Consider the following 18017-nt stretch of genomic DNA (forward strand, 5'->3'; position numbering starts at 1 on the left):
ATCACATGACGTTTTCCATCATCGGTCGTTGCCAGGAAACCGGCCAGGTCGGTATCGCCATCAGTTCGTCGAGCATTGCAGTTGGGGCACGCTGCCCCTGGGTACGGGCGGGAGTGGGGGCGGTCGCTACCCAGAACATCACCTTGCCGGCGCTGGGGCCGCAGTTGCTCGATGCTCTGGAGCAGGGGCAGTTGCCACCGGCTGCCGCGCTGGACCGGGTGCTCAACGCCAACGGCTGGAGCGAGTACCGCCAGGTCACCGTGATCGACAGCCATGGCCAGGTTGCGTTGTTCACCGGCAAGCAGGCGCTTGGGGTACATGATGCCGTGGCCGGCGAGCAGTGCGCTGCCGCGGGTAATTTGCTGTCGTCCAAGCAGGTGATCGAGGCCATGGTGCACGCCTTTGAACAGGCCGGGGGGCATTTGGCCGACCGCCTGCTGGCGGCCATGCACGCGGCCATGACGGCAGGCGGTGAGGCAGGCCCGGTGCATTCCGCCGCGTTGAAGATTGCCGGCGAACTGACCTGGCCGCTGGTGGACCTGCGCGTTGACTGGGCCGATGAGGACCCGATCGGTCAGCTGGACAGCCTGTGGCAAGCCTATCGCCCGCAGATGCAGGACTACGTGACCCGCGCCCTTGACCCCACGGCTGCACCGAGCTACGGAGTGCCGGGTAATGAGTGAGCTCACCAGCCGCGCGCTGCTTGCTCGGCTGATCGGCTTTGCCACGGTCAGCCGCGATTCCAACCTGGCGCTGATCAGCTTCATCCGTGACTACCTGGCGGACCTTGGGGTGGACTGCGAGTTGTTCCACAATGCCGAGGGCACCAAGGCCAACCTGTTTGCCACCCTCGGCCCGCAGGACGTTGGCGGTGTGGTGCTGTCGGGGCACACCGACGTGGTGCCGGTGGACGGCCAGGCGTGGACGGTCGAGCCGTTTGCCTTGAGCGAGCGAGATGGGCGCCTGTATGGGCGTGGTACTGCGGACATGAAGGGCTTTATCGCTTCGGTACTGGCGGCGGTCCCGGCGTTTCTTGCTCGCCCGCTTCGTATCCCACTGCACCTGGCGTTCTCCTATGACGAAGAAGTCGGCTGCCTGGGGGTGCGTTCGATGCTCGCGGCGCTTGAACAGCGCCCGCACAAACCACGGCTGTGCCTGATCGGCGAGCCGACCGAGCTCAAACCGGTATTGGGGCACAAGGGCAAACTGGCGATGCGTTGCCAGGTGCATGGCGCGGCGTGTCACTCGGCCTATGCGCCTTATGGGGTGAATGCCATCGAATACGCGGCGCGATTGATCGGCAAGTTGGGCGAGATCGGTGATGGGCTAGCGCGGCCTGAGCACCATGACGAGCGTTTCGATCCGCCGTTTTCCACGGTACAGACCGGCGTAATCAAAGGTGGCAGGGCGCTGAACATCGTGCCCGAGGAATGCGAGTTCGACTTCGAGGTGCGCGCCTTGCCAGGGTTCGACGCTCAGGGGGTGGCTGACCAATTGCAGGGTTACGCCGAGGCCGAGTTGCTGCCGCGCATGCGTGCCGTCGACCAGGATGCCGATATTCGCCTTCAGCCGCTGAGTGCGTATCCGGGGCTGGCCACGCCGGCTGACAGCGAGGCGGCGCGGTTGGTCGCGTTGCTCAGTGGATCAGAGGCGTTCGGCACGGTCGCCTTCGGCACCGAAGGCGGCCTGTTCGACCAGGCCGGTATCCCGACGGTGGTCTGTGGGCCGGGGAGCATGGAGCAGGGGCACAAGCCGGACGAGTTTGTCAGTGTCGAGCAGTTGCAGGGGTGTGATGCGATGCTGATGCGGTTGGTGGCTTACCTGCAGCAGGGCTGAACCGCAGGCTCACGCCGTGCCCGCTCCTACAAGGAGCGGGCAATGCCGCAATGAATCAGAACGTCGCCTTGACCTGCAAACCGACGACCAACGCATTGTCGATAGCTTTACCCGAAAACGCCCCTGGCTCGATGATGTACTGCACATCCGGGCGCAGGTTCAGCCATGGCGTGGCCTGGTAGCCGTAGCTCAGCTCGATCAACTGTTCGCCGCTGTCGATGTCCGGGAACTGCTGCCCTGCATTGAACGCGGCGTCTTCCAGTACATCGCGGCTGCGCGGATTAGGCACGGCGCGGCCATAGCCCAGGGCCACGGTATCGCGTGGGCGGCCTTCGAACGGCTTGTACAGCACCACCCCGGTGCCATACCACTTGGTGAACGGTGAAGCGGCCTTGCTCGATGCCGAATACTGGCCAAAGGCATGCAGACTGCGCCCTGGCGAGCTCGGGTCGTTCCACACGGCCTGGTCGATCAGCAGGTAATGGCCGCCGCGACCGGACACTTCCTCGTCGCTACCGATGCGCTTCACATCAGAGCTGTCGTAGTAGTAGCCCAGCTTGTACTCGCCTGGCAGCTCACCCTGCAGTTTGTAAACCAGCTCAACCGGGACCACGGTGCCCGTGGTGTGCTTGGGCCCCAGGTGCCAGGCGCGGCTGGAGTTGCCGTTGCTTTGCGGGTCGACGTTGAACGCCGCCACACGCAGTTGCCAGGACGGCGACAGGTCGTATTTCACCCGCACGCCCAGGTGGGCGTTGGGGTAGTTGGTCCAGCCGCTGCCGCCGGACATGTTCAGCGGGTGGCCGCAAAAACCGGCGTTCATGAAGTTGCACAGAATGCCACTGTCGAGGCCGCCGAGGTCGTTGCCCATGGCCATGTAGCCGAGCTTGACGTTGAGGGCCGGGGTGAACAGGGTGCGTTCGTAGCTCAGTTCGGTCAGGCGGGTGTACAGGCCACCGAAGTTTTCCTGAATCGGCAGACGGTTGCCGACCAGGTCTTCCGACGCGCTGTTGCCGCGACGGTCGTTGATGGTCAGCTGAACCTTGCCGCCGTTTTCCAGGCCGTACAGTTTCGAAAGGTCGAACTGCACGCCAAGCTTGAGGTTCTGCGAGTAGCGGGCCGAACGGTGCAGGCCACCGTGGGCGTTGTAGGCCGTTTCACCGCTGTAGTCACCGGTGAACTTGACGCCGTCTTCCTCCAGTTGCTGGCGCAGGCCGCCCCAGTCACCGGTCATGGTGTTGCGGGTCATGAGGTCGCCGTCGGCGAGGGCGGTGGTGCTGGCCAGGGCCAATAGCAGGGCAGTGGGTGTGTAGCGCATTGCGAGGGCTTTCCTGGGAAATCTGGGTGTTGTTGAGGGCCTCTTCGCGGGCAAGCCCGCTCCCACAGGCGTTGCAGCATCTTGGGCTGCAAGCGGAACCTGTGGGAGCGGGCTTGCCCGCGAAAGGAACGACTCGATTTAAGGCAGGGCGTAAGAAATCACGTAGTCGCCACGGTCAGTCGACTGACGGGCGCCACCGGCGGTAATGACCACATACTGCTTGCCGGTTTTCGGCGAAACGTAGGTCATCGGGCCACCTTGGCTGCCTACTGGCAGACGGGCCTTCCAGACTTCATTACCGTTGCTGCTGTCGTAGGCGCGCAGGTAGAAGTCCTGGGTGCCGGCGATGAACACCAGGCCGCCTTGGGTGGACAGCGTGCCGCCCAGGGTTGGCAGGCCGATCTTGATCGGCAGGTGCATGCGGATACCCAGTGGGCCGGTGTCCTCGACGGTGCCGACCGGTACCTGCCAGGCGATCTGGCGGGTTTTCATGTCGACGGCGGTCAGGGTGCCGAACGGCGGTGCCTGGCAGGGAATGCCGGCGACCGACAGGAAGCGGTTCTTGTTCACCGCATACGGCGTGCCCTTGAGGGGCACGGCACCCATGCCGGTGTTCAACGCTTCGCCACCGGCAGCGGTCTGGCCTTTGTTCTGCGACGGGATCATCTGGATCCACAGGCCCAGACGCATGTCGTTGACGAAGATGAAGCCGTGCACCGGATCGGTGGAAATGCTGCCCCAGTTCATGCCACCCAGCGAGCCCGGGAAGCTCAGCGACAGGTCGGTGCCTGGCGCGGTGTACAGGCCGTCGTAGCGCATTTTCTTGAAGTCGATGCGGCACAGCAGCTGGTCATACGGGGTCGCGCCCCACATGTCCGATTCGGTCAGGGTCTGCGCGCCAATCTGCGGCATGCCGACCGATTTTGGCTGGGTCGGGGAGTACGGCTCATTGGGGATGTTGCTCGGTTTTACCGGTACTTCATCGACCTGGGTCAGCGGTTTGCCGGTTGCTCGGTCAAGCACGTAGATCTGCCCGGCCTTGGTGCCGATCACCACCGCAGGTATGGTCTTGCCGTCGTCCTTGGTGAAGTCGATCAGGCTCGGCTGCATCGGCAGGTCGAAGTCCCAGAGGTCGTTGTGGACCGTCTGGTAGACCCATTTCTGGTTGCCGGTGGTGGCGTCCAGGGCCAATACCGAAGCGCCGTAGGTGTGGTCCAGCTTGTTGCGCTCTACGCCATAGATGTCGGTGGACGACGAGCCCATCGGCAGGAACACGGTGTTCATTGCCGGGTCGTAGGACATCGGTGCCCAGCTGTTCGGCGTGCTGCGTACATAGCTGCTGCCGTCGGCCGGGGCGTTGCGGTCTTCTGGGTTGCCTGGGTCGAAGGCCCAGCGCATGGCCCCGGTGATGACGTCGAAGCCACGAATCACGCCGCCAGGCATGTCGGTCTGGACGTTATCGGCAACGCGACCGCCAACCACCACGGTGGTACCGGCCATCAGCGGCGCGGACGACAGTTGGTAGAAGGAGTCCGGTACGTCACCCAGGCCGGCCATGAGGTTGACCTGGCCGTTGTTGCCAAAGCCCTGGCAGAACTCACCGGTGTCGGCGTCAACCGCGATCAGGCGGCCGTCGATGGTGTTGGTCAGCAAGCGGCGTTGGCAGTTGGCACCGGCCGCGACAGTGGCCACGGAGATGGGCGAACTGTTCGGCTGGGTGGGTTGGGCCAGCGGCGCGGTGGCGTCGAAGTAGGCCATGCCGCGGCAGCGCTGCCAGACCTTGGACTGGGCGTTGATCTGGTTCTTCCACAGCTCTTTGCCGGTGTCGGCGTCGAGTGCGATCAGGTTGTTGTGCGGGGTGCAGATGAACACCTTGTTGCCAACCTGCAGCGGGGTCAGTTGGTCCTCGGCGCCGTTGCCGTCGCTGATGGCGACGTCACCGGTGTGGTAGGTCCAGGCCACCTTGAGCTTGTTGACGTTGTCACGGTTGATCTGGTCGAGCGCGGCGAAGCGGCTGCCACCTTCGGTGTTGCCGTAGTGGGCCCAGTCCTTCTGCGCTTTGCCCGCTTCGACCGGGGTCATACCTGGGCCTTTGCCCGTGGGCGCGACACTGGGGTGAGCGACGAACATGTTGCCTGCGGCAATCACCAGTGCCACCGCCATCACACCCGCGATGCCGTAGGCGCCGCGCCCGGCAGTGCCGCCGTTGGCACGTACCAGCATGGGGTAGACCAGCGCCACCACCATGCCGATCGCGCCGAACATGAACACGCGGGAGAACAGCGGCCAGAACACCAGGCCCGTGTCGATCAATGCCCAGATCGCGGTACCGATCAGGAACACGGCATACAACCAGGCACCGACGACCTTGCGACGAGCAATGAGGATACCGGCGATGGCCATGGCCAGGCCGCCGATCAGGAAGTACCAGGAACCGCCGAGGCCGGCCAACTTGATACCGCCAGCGGCCAGGAGCAGGCCGAGCAGGGCGACGATAACGCCCAGGCCGACCAGAATGAGGGTTGTGGCGCCAGAGGCGCGTGGTGTTTCTTTCATGCCAGGGATCTCAGCAGGTGGAATGTGCGCAGTTTAAGCCCTTAGCAAGCTAATTAACAAGTTAGTACAAAGTGTTGTGGGGCTGATTGTCGCAGGGCTGAACTTGCCAAGGTGTAGCGAAAAGTCTAGATCGAGCGCTGAAAATTGCAGTAAACAAGGTGTTCATGCCGGATATGCAATCAGTGCTCATACTTTGGTCGGGGCGTCTGCAGCGACTCAGTTGCTGGTTGAGTAGAGCCAGCCTCACTCAGGCCACGGGCTGGCGCTGCTGTAGAACACCGCGAGCCAGACCGTCGCTGTCCCGGGGGCGGTCCATTCCACCCGATGGCGGTAATGCGCCGGGATGTCGAGGCAATCGCCAGGCTCCAGCAGCCGGGTATGGTTTTCATGCTCGAAGCGCAGGCCTGCTGCCCCGCTTAACAGCACGATCCATTCCCCTTCGGCCTGGTCGTACCAGTATCCTGGCGGGCTCGACTGGCCGCTCGAAACAATGCGCTCTATCCGCACGCCGGGGCGGCTGAGCAGCTCGTCGACGCGCTCGGCAGCGGTCGGGTCGCAGGGCGGGAGAGGGTTCAGCACGTTGAAGGGAGCCATGGGCAATCTCGTTCAAAGGGACGAGCTTCCACTATGGACGTGAATGCGGGGCTGCGCGCTTCTTGACCATCCCTGCAGATTGTAGGACCGTTCCGAGTTTTCAAAGACGGAAGAAAAATGGACAAACTCCTGGCCATGAAGATGTTCGCAGCGACCGTCGATGCTCAGGGGTTTTCCGCGGCGGCGCGCAAGCTGGGGGTGGCGACGTCGTCAGTGACACGCCTGGTTGATGCCCTGGAGACCGAGCTTGGCGCCACCTTGCTGAACCGTTCGACCCGCCAGGTCAGCCTGACCGAAGCGGGCGCCCGCTACTACACGCGTGCCCGGAGCATCTTCGAAGCGTTGGATGAAGCCGACGCCAGTGTCGCGGACCGGGGCGAGGAGCCTGTCGGTGTGCTGCGCCTGTGCCTGCCGGTGGAGTTCGGTCGGCGGGTGATCGCGCCTCACCTGGGGGCGTTTTTGGCGAAGCACCCGGCGCTGGAGCTGGACATCGACCTGAGCGACCGCCTGGATGACTTGCTCGATGGCCGTTACGACCTGTCGATCCGGCTGGGCGACCCGGCGCCAAACGACGAACTGGTGTGCCGCCAACTGGGCCGTTTCGAACGTTGGTTGGTGGCCAGCCCCGGTTACCTGACCGGGCGCGAAACGTTGGAGCACCCGCAACAGTTGCTCGAACACGCGTGCCTGCGTTTTCGTTACGGGCAAAAAGCGCGCCCCTGGCGCCTATCGCGGGCGCAACAGGTGCTGGAGCTGGACGTGAGCGGGCCGCTTCGCAGCGCTAATGCCGACCTGTTGCGTGAAGCCGCGCTGGCGGGTAGCGGTATTGCCCTGCTGGCCGACTGGTTGGTGCGCGAGGATGTGGCCGACGGCACGCTGCAGCGCGTGTTCGGTGACTGGCAGATCAGCCCCGGCACCGCCAATGACCGGATCAATGCGCTGTACCTGCCCAATCATCGCGGCTCGCGTCGGGTGACGGCGTTCATCGCATTCTGTGAAGGCTTGTTGGCCATTTAAAGCCAGCGTTGCGCTGGGTGCAAAGCGCCGTTGCGCGCCGGCCGGATTCTCGCCTGCGGTATGCCTGGGTAAGGTGTGCGGCATATTCCGTCCCTTGTCGAGGAACATCGCATGAACCCCTCCCTAGCCGCAGACCAGCCCTCGGCCATCGGCCTGAGCCGGGCCCTGGTGACCCTGCTGGCGTTTTGCTGCGGCGCCATCGTCGCCAATATCTACTATGCCCAGCCTATCGTCGGGCTCATTGCCCCGGACCTGGGGCTTTCCACCGAGCGTGCCAGCCTGATCGTCTCGCTGACCCAGCTTGGTTATGCCTTGGGGCTGCTGTTGCTGGTGCCGCTGGCCGACCTGCTGGAGAACCGCCGGCTGATGATCGCCACCGCAGTACTGGCCTGCGTCAGCCTGTTGTTGGCAGGCACCAGTGGCAGTGGCCAGGGCCAGCTGTTTCTGGGCTATGCGCTGCTGATCGGGTTCAGTTCGGTCGCGGTGCAGATGCTTATCCCGCTGGCGGCGCACTTGGCGCCCGAGCAGCAGCGTGGCCGTGTGGTCGGCAACATCATGGGCGGCCTGCTACTGGGCATTCTGCTGGCGCGACCGTTATCGAGCCTGGTGGCTGATCACTTTGGTTGGCGAACCGTGTTCATCGGTGCGGCGGGCGTGATGCTGGCGATCATTCTGTTACTGGCCCTGACCCTGCCGCGCCGGGTGCCAGAGCACAAGGCCAGCTATGGCGCGCTGATGATGTCGTTGATCGCGCTGCTGCGCCGGTATCCGCTGCTGCGTCAGCGCTCGCTGTACCAGGCATTGATGTTCGCAGCGTTCAGCCTGTACTGGACTGCGGTGCCACTGGCCCTGGCAGGGGCGCACGGCCTGTCGCAGAGCCAGATTGCGCTGTTTGCCCTGGTCGGTGCAGTGGGGGCCGTGGCCGCGCCCATCGCCGGTCGCCTGGCTGATGCCGGGCATGCCCGTGCAGGGTCTCAGGTGGCCTTGCTGCTGGCGCCCGTAGCGCTGCTGTTCGGGCTGACGACGCCAGGCTTCAGTGTGATCGGCCTTGGGTTGACGGGGGTGCTGCTGGACTTCGCGGTGCAGATGAACATGGTGATCGGCCAGCGTGAAGTCTATGCGCTGGACCCGGCCAGCCGCGGGCGGCTGAACGCGGTGTACATGACCAGCATCTTCCTGGGAGGGGCGTTGGGTTCGGCGGTGGCCAGTGCGCTGTTTGCCCAGTTTGGCTGGCACGGTGTGGCGTTGGTAGGCGCCGGGTTGCCTGGGCTGGCGCTTTTGGTGTTCGTCATGCAGGGGCGGCGCAGCTGACCTGAGTCAGCGCCCCAGCGGCAATGCCACGCCAATCACTGCAAACAGGCTCCCGCAACAACGATTGAAGCCTTTGCCACCCTTGGCCAGCCATGGTCGGATGCGAAACGCCAGCCGTGCCAGCAGGTATTCGACCAGGAACTCTACGCTGGCAAAGGTGGCCGCCATCACCACGAACTGCATCGGCAGCCCACGCTGAGGGTCGAGGAACTGCGGCAGGAACGCACCATAGAACAACAGCACCTTGGGGTTGGCCATCGCCGACAGCAGGCCCTGGCGGAACAGGCTCGCATTGGTCAGGCGCAGGGTCCGCTCCGTTACTTCCAGATGCAGTGCCGGGCTGCGCCACAGCTGGATACCCAGCCAGACCAGGTAAGCGCCGCCCACCCATTTGAGTACGCCAAGCACCGACGCAGAGGTTTGCAGCAGGGCACTGAGGCCGAACATCGCCAGGGCAATCAACGCACTGAAGCCAACGACTCCGCCAACGATGGTGAACAGGGTGCGGCGCGCGCCATACAGCGCGCCGTGGGTCAGCGCCAGCAAGCTGTTGGGGCCTGGGGTGAGCGACAGGCCGATGCTGGCCAGCAGATAGATGAGCCAGGTGTCGAGTGCCATGGGATATACCTTGTTGATTCGCAGTGCGCCAGTCTAGGCCACGACGCTGTTTTTAAAGGGTAGTATCTGGACATTTGATGGTTTGAACTGGACGCCCTGAGATGCCCCCTGATATCCGCCTGCTGATCCTGCCGCTGCCGGAATTCGCCTTGCTGCCGTTTGGGGCGTTTCTCGACAAGCTGCGTTTCAGCGCCGATGACGAAGACTACAGCCGACAGCGCTATTGCAGCTGGACCTTGGCAGGACTGACCCTCGACCCGGTGCCCGCCAGCAGTGGCGCCGTGGTGCAGGTTGAGGCCATCGCCGAACAGCTCGATATGTCCCAGTACGACTACCTGGTGCTGTTCGGTGGTCGCAATGCCATGGCAACCGCTGAACTGGCACCGCGCTACAAGGGGGTGCTGAAACGGGCTGCCAAGGCTGGCGTCAAGCTGGTGGGTGTCGATAATGCTGCGTTTCTGCTGGCGGCCTGTGGCCTGTTGGACGGGCACGACGTGGTGGTTCACTGGCGGCATGAAGCCGAGTTCCGTGCGTCTTTTCCTCATCTGAAGGTGCTGCGCGATCAGCTCTACTGCATTCAGGGCGGTCGCATAACCTGCGCTGGCGGGACGGCGGCCATCGACCTGGCGGTAGAGCTGTTGTCGCGCGCCTGTGGGCGAGCCCGGGCACTCAAGGGCCTGGCCGACATGCTGGTGGATGAAACACGCGACAGCCGCCATGCCTTGCGCTCGCTGGAGCCGGGGGCAGGGCAGGGGCGGCAGGTTCAGCGCGCGCTCGCGCTGATGCGCCATCACCTGGGCTCACCGTTGTCGGTTGAACACCTGGCGGCAGAGCTTTGCATCAGCCGACGGCAGCTCGATCGTCAGTTCCAGGCCAGCCAGGGTATGAGCGCCAAGGCCTGGTGGCTGGAGATGCGGTTGCAGCAGGCGCGCTGGCGATTGCTCAATTCCAGCCACAGCCTGGCGCAGATTGCCGATGAAGTGGGGTTGGGCGATGCCAGCCACCTGGGCAAGTGCGTGCGGCGGCGGTTCGGCTGTACGGCACTGCAACTGCGCAGTGGGGCGGTTGTCGCCTGAGCCGGCGACATTACCCGCTCAGGCTGTTCAGGCACTCACTGCGGTGTGCCGAACAACGCCGTCCAGTAGATCCCAGCATCACTCTTGGGGTCTACGGCATAGGCCGCCCCCAGCTCGCGAAAATCAGGGTTCATCAGCGTGGCGCAATGCCCTGGGCTGGCCAGCCAGCCGTCGACCACCTTGTGCGCGGTGTCGCGGCCGGCAGCAATGTTCTCGCCGATCTGCTGATACATATAGCCGGCCAGCTCGGCGCGATCCCCGGGGGTACGGCTGTCTCGGTCGATGTGGTCGAAAAAGTTCTGGTTGGCCATGGCCCGTGTGTGGCCGGCGGCCACGCCTGCCAGCGTGGTATTCCAGCTCAGCGCCGGCGCGGCAGCGAATGGCTGGCCACCGCATTGGCGCGGCACCGTACGCGCGGCATTGACCTCCTGCAGCACCTTCTGCCCCTCGGCCTGCCAGTCACCCAGGCGGCCACTGATCAGCGGGCGGGCGAGGACGATGCGCCAATCGCGACCTTCCTGGCTGACGCCGATATCGACGAACTGCGGGTCGAGCACCACCTGGCAGAAGCTCTCCTCGATGGCATGCATGGCTGCGCGCGCATCACGCGGGCCCGACAGGCTGATCGCCTGCACGTTGACCATCGGGTAGGCCGCGCGGGTCATGGCCTGTTGCAAGTCGCGAGTGCCCTCGGGCGACAGCGCCAGGCGTGTGTCGCTGTTCAGCGGCGGCAGCTCCAGCGACGCCTCGCCACCACAGGGCTGGGCCTTGCTGCGGTAGACATTGATCGAATCGATCAGCTGCGACTCTTCGCCGGTGACGGCCCAGGCCCCGGTCGAGACGACCAGGCCCAGCGACAAGGCGGCAACGGATGACAGGACGCGCATGTGAATCTCCCTATGACTGGCAGCGTCGTGGTAAGCGCTGCTCATCCTACACAAGCCCAGGGTTTTTGGCCCGGTATCGTGCAAAGCAATGAAAACGCCGGCAATCGTTGCAGGCGGCAAAAGAGGGAGTAGACCACTGGGCGTGCAAAAAGTGCGACTACTTGGTAATCATTCGTAACTTCGGCGAGTGATGCACGCACGCTTTTGGCCGCGAGTGTCAGCGGGCCAGTGCCTGATTAGGCTTGTAGAACAGAAAATGCGTGGTCTCTGCCGTCTTGCGGTAGGCCTTGGCCCAATCCGGGCGCACATGGCGGTCGTGGAAATACAGCGCCCCACCGGTGGGGTCCTTGAGCTGCTGGTTGAGCGCCTTGCGCGCGATCTCCTTGGCGATGTCGTAACGCTGCGCTTCCTCGACCTGGTCGGAGCGCCCGTCACACCACCAGGAAAACTGGCACGCCTTGGTTTCCACGCCCTGCTTGACGACGCCACAGATGGTGTCCGGGAAACCGTCGTGGCCCAGGCGGTTGAGCACGACGCTGGCCACTGCGGTCATGTCCTTGGCGTCGGCGCCCTTGGCTTCCCAGTAGATGGTGCGGGCCAGGCAGGTGATGCTGTCGTCCAGCGGCGACGTGCCTGCCGGGTCAACCGCTTTTACCTCGCCTGGGGTGATGGTCTCGGCCTTCTTCGGTGGTGGGGCGTCCTCGACCACTTTTTCTTCAAGGACTTCGGCCTTGTCCTCGGCGACGGCGGCCTTGGCCGGGTCAGCTGCGTGCAATGGGCCTGCAAGCAGGGCTGTGGTCAAACCGATCACCATCCACGAGAGGCGCATGGCCGGGCTTCCGCACTGTGAGTTGAATCACAGTCTAGCCAAGCGTAAGCATTAGCACCAAAGGAAGGGTCGCGGCGGCGGCCACGGTCTGCAGGGCGATGATGGTGGCCATCAGCGGTGCGTTGCCGCCCATTTGCCTGGCCATCACATAGGACGAAGAAGCGGTGGGCAGCGCCTGAAACAGCACGGCTACTACCGCTGCCTGGCCACCCAGGCCGAGTACACGGCATAGCCCCCAGGTAGTCAGTGGCATGACCAGGAACTTGAAGGCAGAGGCCGCCATCAACGGACGCACCTGTTGGCCGAGCCTGGCGCCACCCAGGGCCGCGCCCACGCACAGCAGGCCCAGGGGCAGGGCCGCCTGGCCCAGGGCTTTGACGGTAGGTTCAAGCCCTGCGGGTAAGCCAAGCCCTGTGGCCCGCAGCAACAGGCCGCCGGCACAGCCTACAATCAGCGGGTTGGCGAAGATCGCTCGCAGTACCGTGGCCGGTGAGCTGTGGCGTGCACTGAAACGGGCGAACACCAGTACGCAAAGCAGGTTGACCAAAGGCACGATGGCGGCATTGGCAACGGCCGCCAGCGCGATGCCGGCACTGCCATAGATACCTGCGGCCAGCGTGGCGCCGATGTAGTTGTTGAAGCGTACGCCACCTTGGAAGACCGACGTGAAATCGGCGCCGTCATGGTTGACCGCGCCCTGGTAGAGCACCAGCAGCAGCGCGCCGAGCAGGGTCGAGAGCATCAGCACACCAACCATGCCCAGCACCGGTACGCCGTCGAGGTTGGCGGTGGCCAGGCCGTGCAGAAACAGCGACGGCAGCAGCACGTAATAGCTCAGGCGCTCGGCCCCGGGCCAGAAGGTTTCGGCAAGAAAGCCGCGCACGCGCAGAAAGGTGCCCAGGGCGATCAGCAGGATGATCGGTAACAGTGTGGTCAGCAGCAGGTGGAGCATGGTCGGCCTTCCGTAGTCGGGTACCGCTACAGCCTACGGGGGCACTTAGATTTGGAAAAACGTTGTTTTCTTTACCGACCGTTGAGAATAAATGCATGGTCTGCTCGGGCTCAGGCTTCCAGTGCCGTTTTCAGCACCGCGCTCAGGTGGCGCCGCTGACTTTTCTCATGTTCAAGCAACACCACCCGGCGCGTCAGCTGCGGCTCGCCAAACGGCAGGCAGGTTGCTGCTGGCAAACGCTGCAAGTCCGCGTCTGCCATGGGGATGATCGCCACCCCCAGGCCCATGACCGCCATGCTTGCCAGGGCTTCCTGGCTGTCCAGCTCCATCTGCTCGCTCACTTGCAAGTGTTGGCGGCGCAGCTCCTGTTCGATCTGCCGCCCGGCCCAGGCGCGTTTGTCGAAGCGCAGGAAGGGTTGGCTGGCCAGCAGCTCTGCCACGCTCTGGCCCGCTAGCTCCGGGCTGGCGATCGCCCAGAAGCGGTCAGCGAACAGGGGCGTGAAGACCAGGTTTTGCGGGTAGGGGCTGACCGGTTCGGTGGTGATCGCCGCGTCGAGTTCGCCGTCTTCGACACGCCGTGCCAATTCCGCCGACATGCCCGAAGCGACGCTGATGTGTAGCTGCGGATGGTGGGTCTTGATCCACAACAGGGCCTTGGGCAAGCGCCGGGCCAGCACGGTATGGATCGCACCCAGGCGCAATCGGCCACGCAGGCTCGGGCCACTGGCCAAGGCATCGGCCAGTTCGTCATAGGCCCCCAGGATGCTTTCGGCGCGGGCGACTGCCAATTGCCCGGCCTCGGTCAGCACGACTTGCCGCCGGCTGCGATCGAACAGGGTGACCTGCAGCTCGTCTTCGAGGGTCTTGATGTGCAGGCTCACCGCCGAAGGGGTGAGGCTGAGCAGGTCGGCGGCACGGGCGAAGGTGCCGTGGCGGGCGATGGTGACCAAGGTGCGCAGGGCTTTGAGGGACACGCGAAAAGGCTCCAAGGCTGAGCGGGCAGTAGCGCATTGTCAGCGCCGGCCCTGTTGCCGGCAAGCGCGCATGTAGCGCACTCAGCGCCCCGTGCGCCCATAGGCCTGGCTGATGCGATCAATCACCATGGCCAGCGCCACGATCGCCAACCCCGCTTCAACGCCCTGGCCCACATTCAAGGTCTGGATGCCCGCCAAGACATCCTCTCCCAGCCCTCGCGCGCCGATCATCGAGGCCACCACCACCATCGACAACGCCATCATCACAGACTGGTTAAGGCCGGCCATGATGCTTGGCAGGGCCAGTGGCAAGGCGATGCGCCGCAGCCGTTGCCAGCGGCTGGCGCCCAGGCCATGGGCTGCCTGCAGCAACGATGGGTCGATCTGCCGCAAGCCCAGCTCGGTCAGCCGCACCAGCGGCGGCAAGGCGTAGATCAGGGTGGCGAACACCGCCGGTACCTTGCCCAGGCCGAACAGCATGAGCACCGGGATCAGGTAGACGAATGCTGGGAGTGTCTGCATCACGTCCAGCACCGGCATCAACAACCGCCTGGCCAGCGGGCGCGAGGCCAGCAAGATGCCCAGCGGCACCCCGACCAGCACGCACAGGCCGGTGCTGACCAGTACCAGGGCCAGGGTTTGCAGCAGCTTGTCCCACAGCCCGAGCATGCCGATCAAGGCCAGCAGTGCAACCATCGTCACGCTGCGCAGCACGCTGCGGCTGGCATGCCAGGCGAGCAGCCCGACCAGCAGCAACAGCGCCCACCAAGGCAGCAGGCGCAGCAGGTTTTCCAGGCCTACCAGCAGTTGCAGCAACTGGTCCGAGACGTTGCGCAGGTGGTCGCCGTAGTTCAGCACCAGCCAGTCGACCAACTGGTTGACGCGCTCAGCGAAGGAAAATTGCAGGGCTTCGGGAAAGCCGCCGCTCATAGGCTGCTCTCGACCTTAGCCGCTACCTCTGCGGGCAACCAGGCCTTCCACACATCAGGGTTGTCACGCAGGAAGGTGAGGGCAGCCTCGCTGGGGGGTGTGCGCTGTTCGCTCATTTCGGCGAGGGCGCGGTTGAGGCGATCAATCGGCAGGTCGACTTTCTCGAACACCGCCACCACGTCCGGGTAGCCCTCGCGGAACGCCTTGGAGACACCAATCGACAATTTGGCTGGCAGTGACTGGCTACCTTGCGGGTTGGGGTTGCTGGCATCGGTCAGGGAGGCCCAGGCCTGGGCATTGAAGGGCGGCTCTTCTAGGCGTATGAGTTTGTAGCGCCCCATCAGCGGGGTCGGGTTCCAGTAATAGAACAACACCGGTTGGCCGCGGCGGATGGCAGAACTGATCTCGGCGTCCAATGCCGCGCCAGAACCACTGCGAAAGTTGGTGTAGCTATCGCTCAGTCCGTAGGCCTTGAGTTTCTGGCTGTTGACCGTCTCGGAGGTCCAGCCACTGGGGCTGTTGAGAAAGCGCCCTTTGTCAGGAGATTCAGGGTCGCGGAACACCTGCGGATAGCGCTTGAGGTCTTCGACACTGCGCAGGTCCGGTGCCAGGGCCTTGAGGTTACGCGAAGGGTCGCCCTGGATCACGTAAGCCGGCACCCACCAGCCTTCTTCGGCGTGCTTGACCGTATCGCCAAGGGCGAACACCTGCCCGGCCTGTTCGGCCTTGATCCACGCGGGGCTGCGCCCGGCCCATTCCTCGGCGATCACCTGCAGGTCGTTGCGTGCCAACGCCACTTCCATGCTCACGGTGCTGCCAGGCAAGGTGTCGGTGGGGTAGCCGTAACCGCGCTCGACGATCAGCCGCAGTATTTCGGTGGTCAGCGCACCGCTTTCCCAGCCAATTGCGCCAAAGTGAATGGGCGCGCGCTGCTCTGCCGAGGCGGCGCTGTCGGTGCTGGTCAAGCCAACTGCGAGCACCAGGCCGGCCAGCAAGGTTGAGATTTTCTTCATCGGGGCCTTCTCGGTAGCCGCTGTGTGAGTGCCGGCAAGTGTAGACGACCGCTCTGCAGCCCCTGCTGGGCCAGCCAGGGAAGGTGCTCTCTCTGCGTCTTGAGGTTTGCGCTTGCAAGAGTGCGCCTTGCCATTTCGGCAAGCGCATTCTGCCCACTACGCGAGGCATCCCTGATGAGCCTGGATCTGGATTTCGTCTATTACCGCAACTTCCGTTTCGATGGAAAACTTCACGTTCGTTGCATCGGTGCAGACCTGCACAAGGTCGATCACATTCGTTACGAACTCGAGCGCGACGGGCCAGGCGGCCCGGTATCGTTCCAAGGCGTTTCAGTTCAGTCACAAGTGCGCAGTGGCCGCGTAAGGGATCACGGATGCCCGGCCTTGCTAGTAGCCGAAGAGGCTGCGGGGGTTTACGCCATTCGGCCCAGAGTCGTGCTGCTGGATAAACATGCGCGGGCCATGAACCGGCCTGTTGGCGCTGCCGGGTTCATCGACATGCCCCCTTTGTTGCTGGATATCAAGGCAGAGGAGCTAAACAGAAGCCTGCTCGACAAGGTACCGTTGCCGTCAGCAGCTGGGCGCCGCAAGCGGGACGTGGAGCAAAGGGGAAGCGCACCCACGCCACATGATCCGGTGTCGCGATTATTTCCGACATTAGCCCCAGGTACCTCATACCCAACATTGCTTATTGCGTTCAGTGCCGGTGGCTTCGAGCGCTTGCTTGCGGATCTGGAGCCTGACTCGGGGTCGGTGCTGGTTCGCTATTGGCCGAACCTCAAGGCAGTGATTGCACCTCACCCAGTGCTCAACCCCCAGGAACAGGCGGACGACAGGCTCGGGGCCTTGCGCGATTACGGCTATCTGGAGCAACCCGCGAGCATGCTTAATGACACGTACGTTGCATTGCTCAAGACCCTGGCAGCGCTGGAGTATGTGGAATCCATGCACTTCCAGCAGACATGCTCCCCACCCAATCCCGTGCTGCTAGGTGTGGCGGCGGTGTTGGCGGCCTTGTTGACCGGTGCAGCGGTGGCCGGCAGCAAGGCTTTTGAAAATGCTCAGCCGACGCCCGACTTCGAGCCCAGACAAACCTACCTCGACGAACCCGGCCCCAGGTGGCAAGGCCTGAACATTCGCAAGGCCTGGGCGGGGCAGGTGACCGGCAAGGGTGCACGCATCCACTTCACTGACGGCGGATTATTCCCAGAGCATGAAGACCTGCGTGACAACCCCCGCCTGAAGATCGTCTCGCTCAAGCCAAACCACGACCCCAAACATGGCACCGCGTCGGTGGGGGTCATGCTGGCGACGCGCAATGGCATCGGGGCCACCGGCATCAGTCACGACAGCGAGTTGTACCTGTACAACAACCGCTCGATGGATGCCCAAGGCAACTATCAAGTGCTCAAAGACCTCCTGCTCACGGTAGAGCCTGGGGACATCGTCGGCGTCAATCGCCAGACTGCGCACCTGGAGGTGCTGAGTACGATGCTGCCATCCTTGCACGACAAGGCCTGGTGGATCGTCATGCAGGAACTGACCCAGCGTGGCGCGGTGGTGGTCAACGCAGCTGCCAATGGCAGCAGCAAGACGTCTGAGCAACAGGGGACCCAGGCGAACCAGGGTGTTGACCTGGGCCACTGGCCGTACTTCGACGACCATGGTGACGCTGGCGTCATTCTGATTGGTGCATGCCAGTCGTTCGATGGCAAACCGCACGTTTACTCCAATGCCAAGTACCGTTATCGCATGCTCAATGCCTGGGGCGACAGTGTGGTGACCCTGTCCAGAGGCGACCTGCAAGACCTGCCCGGTGACAACAGGGATTACTCGCAGAACTACGCCGGTACCTCAAGCGCGACCCCTATGGTGACGGGGGCATTGAGCCTGATCCAGTCCTATGCCATGGAGCAGCATCACATTTACCTCAACGGTAATCAGATGCACCTGCTGGTCATGGCGTCTGGCTATCGCGATGCTACGTTGCCAGGCTCCGAGGTACTGCCGATGGGGGGCAGGCCCAACGTGGAGGCTGCCTTGAGGCTGCTTGACCGGATCCTCGGTGGTGGCAGGTTCGAAGCCTGAGCAGAGGCCGGCAAGCACCGG

The 18017-nt window shown here is 63.8% G+C and carries 16 protein-coding genes; 6 read left to right on the plus strand and 10 right to left on the minus strand.

Features of this window, described 5'->3' with window-relative positions; translation table 11 throughout:
- Positions 1-5: 5 nt before the first annotated feature.
- Positions 6-683 (plus strand): DUF1028 domain-containing protein, encoded by a 678-nt coding sequence (locus ACSSU5_RS22235; RefSeq protein WP_264313586.1) that lies wholly within the window; start codon positions 6-8, stop codon positions 681-683.
- Positions 676-1836 (plus strand): acetylornithine deacetylase, encoded by a 1161-nt coding sequence (gene argE, locus ACSSU5_RS22240; RefSeq protein WP_264313585.1) that lies wholly within the window; start codon positions 676-678, stop codon positions 1834-1836. Before ACSSU5_RS22235 ends, argE begins: the two co-directional genes overlap by 8 nt.
- A 55-nt stretch (positions 1837-1891) precedes the next feature.
- Here argE and ACSSU5_RS22245 read toward each other — a convergent pair whose 3' ends face one another.
- The 3 genes from ACSSU5_RS22245 to ACSSU5_RS22255 all read right to left on the minus strand — a co-directional run bounded on the left by ACSSU5_RS22245 (position 1892) and on the right by ACSSU5_RS22255 (position 6301).
- Positions 1892-3151 (minus strand): carbohydrate porin, encoded by a 1260-nt coding sequence (locus tag ACSSU5_RS22245; RefSeq protein ID WP_492559830.1) that lies wholly within the window; start codon positions 3149-3151, stop codon positions 1892-1894.
- 138 nt (positions 3152-3289) lie between these two features.
- Positions 3290-5707 carry a glucose/quinate/shikimate family membrane-bound PQQ-dependent dehydrogenase gene (locus tag ACSSU5_RS22250; protein ID WP_492559831.1) on the minus strand — a complete coding sequence of 806 codons (2418 nt, stop codon included), beginning with the start codon at positions 5705-5707 and terminating at the stop codon, positions 3290-3292.
- Positions 5708-5950: 243 nt separating this feature from the next.
- Positions 5951-6301: a cupin domain-containing protein gene (locus ACSSU5_RS22255; protein WP_492559832.1), complete on the minus strand. Its 351-nt coding sequence runs from the start codon at positions 6299-6301 to the stop codon at positions 5951-5953.
- Positions 6302-6418: 117 nt separating this feature from the next.
- On the opposite strand from ACSSU5_RS22255, the gene ACSSU5_RS22260 reads away from it, so the two are divergent.
- Positions 6419-7318, plus strand: a complete 900-nt coding sequence (locus tag ACSSU5_RS22260; protein ID WP_492559833.1) for a LysR family transcriptional regulator — start codon at positions 6419-6421, stop codon at positions 7316-7318.
- A gap of 111 nt (positions 7319-7429) precedes the next feature.
- Positions 7430-8629, plus strand: a complete 1200-nt coding sequence (locus tag ACSSU5_RS22265) for an MFS transporter (RefSeq protein ID WP_492559834.1) — start codon at positions 7430-7432, stop codon at positions 8627-8629.
- A gap of 6 nt (positions 8630-8635) precedes the next feature.
- Here the strand turns inward: ACSSU5_RS22265 and ACSSU5_RS22270 are convergent, their stop codons facing one another.
- Positions 8636-9247 (minus strand): LysE family translocator, encoded by a 612-nt coding sequence (locus ACSSU5_RS22270; RefSeq protein WP_264313579.1) that lies wholly within the window; start codon positions 9245-9247, stop codon positions 8636-8638.
- 101 nt (positions 9248-9348) lie between these two features.
- On the opposite strand from ACSSU5_RS22270, the gene ACSSU5_RS22275 reads away from it, so the two are divergent.
- A complete protein-coding gene (locus ACSSU5_RS22275) occupies positions 9349-10323 on the plus strand; it encodes a GlxA family transcriptional regulator (protein WP_264313578.1) in 975 nt (324 codons plus the stop codon).
- A 35-nt stretch (positions 10324-10358) separates the two neighbouring features.
- Here ACSSU5_RS22275 and ACSSU5_RS22280 read toward each other — a convergent pair whose 3' ends face one another.
- The 6 genes from ACSSU5_RS22280 to ACSSU5_RS22305 all read right to left on the minus strand — a co-directional run bounded on the left by ACSSU5_RS22280 (position 10359) and on the right by ACSSU5_RS22305 (position 15908).
- Positions 10359-11210 (minus strand): CAP domain-containing protein, encoded by an 852-nt coding sequence (locus ACSSU5_RS22280; RefSeq protein WP_492559835.1) that lies wholly within the window; start codon positions 11208-11210, stop codon positions 10359-10361.
- Between the two features lie 217 nt (positions 11211-11427).
- On the minus strand, positions 11428-12039 hold the full coding sequence (locus ACSSU5_RS22285) for a cell wall hydrolase (protein WP_264313576.1): 612 nt from the start codon (positions 12037-12039) through the stop codon (positions 11428-11430).
- A gap of 34 nt (positions 12040-12073) precedes the next feature.
- On the minus strand, positions 12074-12991 hold the full coding sequence (locus ACSSU5_RS22290) for an AEC family transporter (protein ID WP_492559836.1): 918 nt from the start codon (positions 12989-12991) through the stop codon (positions 12074-12076).
- A 110-nt stretch (positions 12992-13101) separates the two neighbouring features.
- Positions 13102-13965 (minus strand): LysR family transcriptional regulator, encoded by an 864-nt coding sequence (locus ACSSU5_RS22295; protein ID WP_264313574.1) that lies wholly within the window; start codon positions 13963-13965, stop codon positions 13102-13104.
- A gap of 81 nt (positions 13966-14046) precedes the next feature.
- Complete coding sequence (locus ACSSU5_RS22300) at positions 14047-14895, minus strand: ABC transporter permease (RefSeq protein WP_264313573.1); 849 nt, start codon at positions 14893-14895, stop codon at positions 14047-14049.
- Complete coding sequence (locus ACSSU5_RS22305) at positions 14892-15908, minus strand: ABC transporter substrate-binding protein (protein WP_264313572.1); 1017 nt, start codon at positions 15906-15908, stop codon at positions 14892-14894. Before ACSSU5_RS22305 ends, ACSSU5_RS22300 begins: the two co-directional genes overlap by 4 nt.
- A gap of 174 nt (positions 15909-16082) precedes the next feature.
- Between ACSSU5_RS22305 and ACSSU5_RS22310 the strand changes: the two genes are divergently transcribed.
- Entirely contained in the window at positions 16083-17996 is a 1914-nt protein-coding gene (locus tag ACSSU5_RS22310) for a S8 family serine peptidase (protein WP_264313571.1), read from the plus strand.
- Positions 17997-18017 lie beyond the last annotated feature (21 nt).

The organism is Pseudomonas sp. E1MeOHC2, from assembly GCF_058745025.1.

What these genes read in the sequence shown, in the direction of transcription:
- ACSSU5_RS22255 (WP_492559832.1), bottom strand. Translation starts at nt 6,301, where the DNA reads ATGGCTCCCTTCAACGTGCTGAACCCTCTCCCGCCCTGCGACCCGACC.
- ACSSU5_RS22280 (WP_492559835.1), bottom strand. Translation starts at nt 11,210, where the DNA reads ATGCGCGTCCTGTCATCCGTTGCCGCCTTGTCGCTGGGCCTGGTCGTC.
- ACSSU5_RS22245 (WP_492559830.1), bottom strand. Translation starts at nt 3,151, where the DNA reads ATGCGCTACACACCCACTGCCCTGCTATTGGCCCTGGCCAGCACCACC.
- ACSSU5_RS22250 (WP_492559831.1), bottom strand. Translation starts at nt 5,707, where the DNA reads ATGAAAGAAACACCACGCGCCTCTGGCGCCACAACCCTCATTCTGGTC.
- ACSSU5_RS22305 (WP_264313572.1), bottom strand. Translation starts at nt 15,908, where the DNA reads ATGAAGAAAATCTCAACCTTGCTGGCCGGCCTGGTGCTCGCAGTTGGC.
- ACSSU5_RS22310 (WP_264313571.1), top strand. Translation starts at nt 16,083, where the DNA reads ATGAGCCTGGATCTGGATTTCGTCTATTACCGCAACTTCCGTTTCGAT.
- ACSSU5_RS22270 (WP_264313579.1), bottom strand. Translation starts at nt 9,247, where the DNA reads ATGGCACTCGACACCTGGCTCATCTATCTGCTGGCCAGCATCGGCCTG.
- ACSSU5_RS22285 (WP_264313576.1), bottom strand. Translation starts at nt 12,039, where the DNA reads ATGCGCCTCTCGTGGATGGTGATCGGTTTGACCACAGCCCTGCTTGCA.
- ACSSU5_RS22290 (WP_492559836.1), bottom strand. Translation starts at nt 12,991, where the DNA reads ATGCTCCACCTGCTGCTGACCACACTGTTACCGATCATCCTGCTGATC.
- ACSSU5_RS22265 (WP_492559834.1), top strand. Translation starts at nt 7,430, where the DNA reads ATGAACCCCTCCCTAGCCGCAGACCAGCCCTCGGCCATCGGCCTGAGC.
- ACSSU5_RS22235 (WP_264313586.1), top strand. Translation starts at nt 6, where the DNA reads ATGACGTTTTCCATCATCGGTCGTTGCCAGGAAACCGGCCAGGTCGGT.
- ACSSU5_RS22275 (WP_264313578.1), top strand. Translation starts at nt 9,349, where the DNA reads ATGCCCCCTGATATCCGCCTGCTGATCCTGCCGCTGCCGGAATTCGCC.
- argE (WP_264313585.1), top strand. Translation starts at nt 676, where the DNA reads ATGAGTGAGCTCACCAGCCGCGCGCTGCTTGCTCGGCTGATCGGCTTT.
- ACSSU5_RS22300 (WP_264313573.1), bottom strand. Translation starts at nt 14,895, where the DNA reads ATGAGCGGCGGCTTTCCCGAAGCCCTGCAATTTTCCTTCGCTGAGCGC.
- ACSSU5_RS22260 (WP_492559833.1), top strand. Translation starts at nt 6,419, where the DNA reads ATGGACAAACTCCTGGCCATGAAGATGTTCGCAGCGACCGTCGATGCT.